This window comes from Mesorhizobium sp. M7A.F.Ca.US.005.03.2.1 (genome assembly GCF_003997795.1).
GTDB lineage: Bacteria > Pseudomonadota > Alphaproteobacteria > Rhizobiales > Rhizobiaceae > Mesorhizobium > Mesorhizobium ciceri.
Genome location: NZ_RZRP01000439.1, coordinates 1 through 5,250, shown reverse-complemented (window position 1 = coordinate 5,250; position 5,250 = coordinate 1). Strand labels below are relative to the sequence as shown.

The following is a 5,250-nucleotide window of genomic DNA, read 5'->3' as shown; positions in this document are numbered from 1 at the left end:
CCTTTGGACGCTCGCTGGCGCCACTTTGCCACAGGCTCGAACATTAAAGTATCGAAAACTAAGGAAAACCAGGCTTTGAACGCCGTGGTCAGCGGACCGACGCCATGTTCAGCAGATGAACCCTGTTCAAAACGCCTTGGGACAGCTGAATCCGGACAGGGCCGGGAGGAAGAAGGGGTTGGAGCCTGAGCCTGTCTGGAGAGCATAAGTAACGTCGCGTCCGCCGATCACGAAGCGCGCTTGCATGTTGCTGCCGTCGCCGGTGACGGCAGCCTTGTCCAGAAGTCGTTTCAGCGCCCAGGGCCCTTCGAACTTGATGGCGGATTCGCGGCCTGGCATCTCCGGCGTCAAGCTTAGGCTGGCGGACGCGGAAGCTGCCTCGCCCGGCCAGGCCAGGTGACCGCGCTCGGCGCGTTGCCCGTCTGATTGCTCCAGACGATCTGGCCTTCGGCATCGAGTATCGCCGTATCGACATCGCTATTCAGTGAGAACGGTGTGAAAGTGATGCTGACCGAAGGCAACGAACCGCCCGATGGGAAGAAGGCGCTGCGGATTTCCGCCGCAAGCTGGAAGTCTTTCAGGGTCGATTTCGACAGGTCGCGTCCAAATCGCGCATCCTGTTTCCAAGTCCAGTCCTGGCTGGTCATGTCGATCAGCGATGCTAGATTTTGTGCGAAGAACCGGTCCAGCAAGCCGCCAGGGGCGAACAATTTGGCGAAATCTGCCATCGCAACATCCTCGGTGGCGTCGCGGGCGAAGGGATAACGGCCGCTGATTGCGGCTTCACAAGGGGCTGTGACCGTCTGGTCAAGTATCTGATTCAAGTTGGTCACCGAGGTTTCGGCAACGTTGCCTTCGAACTCATCCGCCGTCGCGTTGACCATCCGGCCGAGTTGCTTGGGCAGGCGCGAGACATTGGCGCGAAGCGTGGCTATCTGCAGCTGCAGGTTCGAATTGACGCGTTCCGTCTGCGAAGGAACTTCGGCCGCCAGTTGCAGGCTCTGATAGATATCGCTGAAGTTTTGGGTCAGAGCATCGATCGGGCGATGTCCGGCAGGGCCGTTCACCAGGGCCTGGAATGGTCTGAATTGCGCTTCGATGTTTGCTCCTGGACTGAAGTTCCGTGCGTCGGCGGCCCCGGTGCCGGCGCGGCTTTGCGATTTGCCGCTGGCGATTGTTATGCCGATGCGGGCCAGGCCCTTGGCCAGATCCGCGGGGTTGCGCGGCGGGTTCTGGGCCGTGCCTTCGATCTCGGTGCCGGGATCGGGGCCGTCACCTGAGTCCCGCGTCAGAGCTGTTTCATCGGCGATTGCCGCAAAGAGCTGATTCATCGGTGAGCTTGGGGAGGCAGCGGCCGAAAGTGCGATGTAGTGCGGCTTGTCCGTCAGCATCGCCTTGAATTTCAACTGGCCGAGAACGCCGTTCCACGCGGCCGCGAACTCCTTGCCGTAGCGATCAAGAAGTTCGGGGCCGAGCTTGAGCAATTGCTGGTTGATATCGCCTTGTTCGCCGCCGCCCCCGAGAACCCACTGCTCGTCGACAAGCATCTGCGCAATGCGCGACAGTTGCCGGAGATAGAAGGTGTTGAAGCCGGAATGAGTATAGATGCCGGGAATACGAAGCCCTGACAGATCGCCGCCATCGATGCGCTCGAACAGCAGCTGCGCTTCCGGCCCGCCTTTCTGAGACAGTGAAAAATCGTCCAGCACCGCTGCGTATATAGCCGACTTGATCAAGGCCGAAGCGCGATCGGCAAGGCTCATACGCCCGAGTGAACGTTGAGCGGCTTCGACAAGCGGCTGGTTGAGTTCGAAGACCGGATCATAGGCGTCGTCCAATGCCAGCATGGCGCGCAGGTGCTTTTGGAGCTGCTCGCGTCCTTCGCGATTGTTTTCGCCCGGATATCGGTTCTGCTCCCAGTCCCGCTTCATCCACGAAACGATCAAAGCGTCATCGACCTTCGGTGCCTTGCCGCCAAGCATCAGATAGATTTTCAACGGTTCGTAGAGGGCGACGGGATCGGCCATCTTGGCCTGGATCGTCCGCTCGGCCTGGATCAACAGGCGCGATCGGAGCAGTCGCTCCAGCGCCTGCCGATAGGCTGTTTTGGATGCCGAAAGAAGTCTCTCCCTCTGGCTGAGGCCGAACGTCTCCTCTAACGGTGTCGGCAAGTCACCGGTTTCATACCCGGCCGGCAGATCGCGCAACTGGTCAAGCGGGCCGATGACGTTTTCAAGGTCGACATCGGTGACCGTGCTGGCCTTGAGCAACGGGGCCGCCGTCTCGCGATACTGGCCCATGGCCAGCGTTGTGGAGGCGATCAGCGACCGGTTGGAAGCAAAGCTCAGGGCGAGCGTACCCAGTGCGGCGGCGGCGATCAGCGTTATGGCACCCAGGCCACCAAATCTGACGATCGCCGCACGCCTTGCAGCCGATTTGTCATACGAAACCCAGCCCGATTCGGCAAAAATGACGTCCGTCAGCAGATCATGCAAAAAGAAGCTTTTGCCGGTTCCAGAAAGGTGAGGGCGGGAATTGCCACCGAAATTGCGCCCGATCGCGCCCAGCACCTGATCGATAGGCGTGCCCTCTTGCGTGCCGGACGAAAAATACAATCCACGCAGGCTGACATTCACCTGGCTGCGTCCGGGATTGAACAGAGCGGCGACAAAGCTGGTAACTCGGCCCTTTAGTGCGCCGAACTGTGCCGGAAAACCGAAGATGGAGATGCGCGTGACGGGATCAGTCTCTTCCTGGAGGCGGTCGGCCATCTCGTCGGCCAGTCGTTTTGCCAGCGCATCGAATTCGGCAGGGGCTCCAGCGGCCATGTTCCTGTCGCGCTCCGCGGTCTGGAATGTCGCGCCCCACACCTTGCGCCTTCGTGACTCGTCGAAGCCGCCGAAGTAGTCCATGAAACCGGAGACAAGATCGGCCTTGGTGAAAATCAGATAGACTGGAAACTGAACTTTCAGCGTCTCGTGGATTTCCCTCAGCCGGTTGCGTATCTCGGCGACGTGGGTATCTAGCTGCCGGTCGTCGAAGCTCATCAGATCGGCAAGGCTGATGGCCAGGATGACGCCGTTTATCGGTTGCCGGGCGCGGTGCTTCTTGAGCAGTGACAGGAAGGAGAGCCAGCTCTTCTTGTCGCTCTCAGCATTGGAATCCTGCGTCGTGTAGCGACCTGCGGTGTCGATCAACACGGCCTGGTCGGTAAACCACCAGTCGCAGGCACGTGTTCCGCCAATGCCGGCCACCGGTTGGGCGTCTCCTGAACCGGCAAGCGGAAAATTCAGCCCCGAATTGACCAGTGCCGTTGTCTTGCCGGCACCCGGCGGGCCTATGACGACGTACCAGGGGACGTCGTAGAGGAAGTTGCGCTTGCCGCTCGACCCTTTGAGCGCCGCCAAGGCCTCATTCATGCGGGCTTCGAGCAGCCGCCCATCGTCATCATCGCGGTCATCATTGTGCGCAACGACGGTTTCGAGCGCTTTTTGCGCCTTCCTCCCCTGCCAGAAACGCAGCCCGTGAACAAGCGCCAGCGTCGCCACGATTACACCGATGATCGTTGCACGCAGCCAGGCAGGCCCGAGCGGCCGGCTATCGGCAAAGCGGATCAAGGGGCCGGCAAACCATATGGCCGTCGCGAAGCCGATCAGCGCGGTCATGCTGAATATCCGCAGCAGCCAACGCGTCATGGATGCTTCCAGCAGGTCGTCACAATGTCTCCTCCCTGGGGATCATCACATCGACACGGCGGTTCCTGGCGCGGCCTTCCGGCGTCGCGTTTTCGGCGATCGGTTCGTCCTCGCCCTTGCCGTCCACCGTCAGTCGCGAGGGATCGCTGAATTTCGCGGCCATCAGCGCTTCGACGGCTTTGGCCCGGGCCAGCGAAAGGTCGAAGTTGGATTTGAAGGCGCTCGACCGACGCGGTTTGACATTATCCGTGTGGCCGACGATCCGGATCGGTCCAGGCTCGTGCTCAAGAGCCGCGGCGATGTCGGCGGCGATGGGCTGAAATTCCGGCTTCGTCTCGGCCCTGCCGGACTGGAACAGCAGCAGATTGTTGATTTCCACGACGATGAAGTCGCCCTTGGTGCCAATGGCCAGTCCGCCGCCTTCGACGTCCTTGGCCAGCGCCGCACGAATACGATCGATCTGAGCGTTGGCCGCCGGTGGGGCGACTTTGGCTGGCTCGACCAGCGGCGCCACGCTGGCGCGCTCGATAGCGACGGGTATTGATGGGTTGAGTGCCAGCAATTCACCTGCGGCGGCGTCGCCTTCATTGGAGATGAAGACCCGCAATGCGAAGAACGCTGCCGCCAGCAGCGCCGACGCTGACGCGGCAACCACCCAAAGCGGCAGGCGGGCCGAGGACTGCGCCATCGTCTCGGCCAAGCCCTGCCAGCGCGGCGAGATGTCTTCACCCGCACGCGTCCTGAAGTAGCGAAGCGTCTCGTAGACGTCGCGTCGAACGCGCTCGAGATTGTTGTCTTCGCGCCTCACGCCGCGATACTGGCCCTCGAACCCCAGCGACAGACAGACATGCATCAGTTCGAGCAGATCGTAATGTGTCTCGGGATGGGCCAGGATCTTGTTCAGTGCTTCGTAGAAGCCTGTGCCGGAGGACTGGGTATGAAAGAACTGCCACGACATGCTGCGTTGCGACCAGTCGTCTTTCCCAGGCCAAGGCAGGTTGCCGATGAGATCGTCGGCTGTTTCGCACAGAACATAACGCGCAATCCGCGCATCCTCTTCGGCAACGTCCGATTTCTCCACCGTCCGGTCGAATTTTTCGATGGCCTCAGCGACATGTTGCGCCAGTGGCTCCGCCTGTCTTTCGACAGGCATCAGCCTGAGTTGCCCAAACAGCATCAGCAAAGGAGCGGCCGCAGCGAGAATAGTGTTTGCCGCGCAGTATCTGACCACCTCGGCGGCGCCGAGCAGCATGCGCTGCTCGATGGGCGGCTTTGATGCGGCGGCCGAAGAGCTGGTACCTGCTGGGGCACCCAGGGCCGGGCCTTGATAGATGACGGTTCCTGATACCCAGCCCGGTGGCCGCACGACGCCAGGATCGAACACGGTTGAATCCTCGATCCTGGAGGTGTCCGCAATGGATTGCTCCGGAACCGGCGGCGGTTTTTGCGTGCGCCGTGGATTTGCGCGAATGACGGTCTTGCCCGCCGGACCGAAGGGGTCGTCCTTCGAGCTCATCGCCGATCACCCGTGCAGGCGGGACACCCGCGATTGGGC

4 protein-coding genes are annotated in these 5,250 nt (G+C 61.2%); 1 reads left to right on the top strand and 3 read right to left on the bottom strand.

The genetic code is table 11. The annotated features are described in order from the left end of the window. Positions 1-189, top strand: a 189-nt coding sequence (locus EN991_RS40345) for a hypothetical protein (protein ID WP_206519230.1), incomplete at its 5' end; no start/stop codon positions are given. On the opposite strand, the gene EN991_RS41040 is transcribed toward EN991_RS40345, so the two are convergent. From EN991_RS41040 to tssL, 3 genes are read right to left on the bottom strand one after another with little or no spacing between them, the layout of a single operon-like run. Continuing rightward, on the bottom strand, positions 127-351 hold the full coding sequence (locus tag EN991_RS41040; protein WP_245461038.1) for a type VI secretion IcmF C-terminal domain-containing protein: 225 nt from the start codon (positions 349-351) through the stop codon (positions 127-129). The two genes, EN991_RS40345 and EN991_RS41040, sit on opposite strands and share 63 nt — an antisense overlap. A 2-nt stretch (positions 352-353) precedes the next feature. After that, positions 354-3,695 carry a type VI secretion system membrane subunit TssM gene (tssM, locus tag EN991_RS22335; protein WP_245461037.1) on the bottom strand — a complete coding sequence of 1,114 codons (3,342 nt, stop codon included), beginning with the start codon at positions 3,693-3,695 and terminating at the stop codon, positions 354-356. A 19-nt stretch (positions 3,696-3,714) separates the two neighbouring features. Further along, positions 3,715-5,211, bottom strand: coding sequence for a type VI secretion system protein TssL, long form (gene tssL, locus EN991_RS22330; RefSeq protein ID WP_013525288.1), 1,497 nt, complete (start codon positions 5,209-5,211; stop codon positions 3,715-3,717). Positions 5,212-5,250: the final 39 nt, after the last annotated feature.

Excerpts from the sequence above, each read along its gene's own strand:
- tssM (WP_245461037.1), bottom strand. The coding sequence starts at position 3,695 with ATGACGCGTTGGCTGCTGCGGATATTCAGCATGACCGCGCTGATCGGC.
- tssL (WP_013525288.1), bottom strand. The coding sequence starts at position 5,211 with ATGAGCTCGAAGGACGACCCCTTCGGTCCGGCGGGCAAGACCGTCATT.